This is a genomic window from Kitasatospora nipponensis (assembly GCF_039528135.1).
GTDB lineage: Bacteria > Actinomycetota > Actinomycetes > Streptomycetales > Streptomycetaceae > Kitasatospora > Kitasatospora nipponensis.
Map to the genome: position 1 here is coordinate 1 of NZ_BAAALF010001001.1, position 561 is coordinate 561.

At 64.7% G+C, this 561-nt stretch carries 1 protein-coding gene; it reads right to left on the reverse strand.

Annotated elements, in window-relative coordinates; all coding sequences use genetic code 11:
* Positions 1-561, reverse strand: a 561-nt coding sequence (gene mltG, locus ABD323_RS44545; RefSeq protein ID WP_344447672.1) for an endolytic transglycosylase MltG, incomplete at both ends; no start/stop codon positions are given.

Below are 561 nucleotides of genomic sequence, written 5' to 3' on the forward strand. Positions count from 1 at the left end.
TGGTCGTCGAAGCCCTGGCCGTGCGCGGTGCAGTTCTCCTCGACGCTCTTCAGGTGCTCCGCGTAGGAGTCCGAGAAGCGGGTCTCGGTCGGCGACACCGCGATGAAGTACGCCCAGTTGCCCGGGGTCGGGTTGAGCATCGCCTTGAGCGCGTCCTCCCCCGGGTTGGAGATCGGCGTGGGCGGCAGGCCCTTGATCGCGTAGGTGTTGAACTTGGTCGACCCGTCGTCGATCTCCTTCGACGTCAGCTTGGTGCGACCCAGGAAGTACTGCAGCGTGGTGTCCATGCCCAGCTTGTGCTGGGTGGTGTCGGTGTTCAGCCGGTTGCTGATGACCCGGGCCATCTTGCCGAAGTCCGTCGAGTTGTTGCCCTCGGCCTGCAGGATGCTGGCCGCGATCAGCACGTCGTAGCCGCTCTTCACACCGGCCTTCTGCGCCCCCGCGTCCAGGTTGAGCGCCTGGAAGTGCTGGGTGGCGGTGTCGACCATCTGCTTGAGCAGGTCCTCGGGCTTCATGCCCTGGCTGATCGAGTACTTGGTCGGGTACAGGAAACCCTCGATG